This window comes from Vibrio sp. 2033 (assembly GCF_033339735.1).
This window is the reverse complement of the sequence record NZ_JAWOVC010000443.1, coordinates 1-646: the sequence shown is the minus strand read 5'-3', so window position 1 is coordinate 646 and position 646 is coordinate 1. Positions and strand designations below refer to the sequence as shown.

The 646-nt window shown below is 47.5% G+C and carries 1 protein-coding gene; it reads left to right on the top strand.

Annotation, left to right across the window (positions count from 1 at the left end):
• A partial coding sequence (locus R7P74_RS27085) for a carbohydrate-binding protein (RefSeq protein ID WP_336624120.1) occupies nt 1-646 on the top strand: 646 nt, incomplete at both ends.

Genomic DNA, 646 nt, shown 5'->3' with positions numbered 1-646 from the left:
CAAAATATCCTAGCGAATAACGGCTATCAAACTCACGGTTGGGATGTGGATTGGGCCCCTGAAAACTGGGGCATTGCGATGCCAGCAAACAGCCTTACAGAAGCTGAACCATTCCTTGGGTATGTCGATTCCGCGCTAAATACTTGTGCGCCTACGACAATTAACCCTATCAACTCCAAAGCACAAGAGTTCCCATGTGGTACACCTTTGCATGCCGATAAAGTTATTGTACTAACTCACGAGTTCCTGTTTGAAGACGGTAAACGTGGCATGGGTGCAACTCAAAACCTACCGAAGCTCGCGAAGTTTATCCAGCTAGCCAAACAGGCTGGTTATGTCTTCGATACCATGGATAACTACACACCGAACTGGCAAGTTGGTAACAACTACAGCGCCGGCGACTACGTTCTACACCTCGGTACGGTATATCAAGCAGTAACAAGCCATACAGCGCAACAAGATTGGGCGCCATCACCAACATCTAGCTTGTGGACGAATGCGGATCCAGCAACTAATTGGACTCAGAATGTTTCATACAAACAAGGCGATGTGGTGACTTATCAAGGTTTGCGTTACCTAGTTAACGTACCGCACGTATCTCAAGCAGACTGGACTCCAAACTCACAGAACACCTTGTTCACAGCTC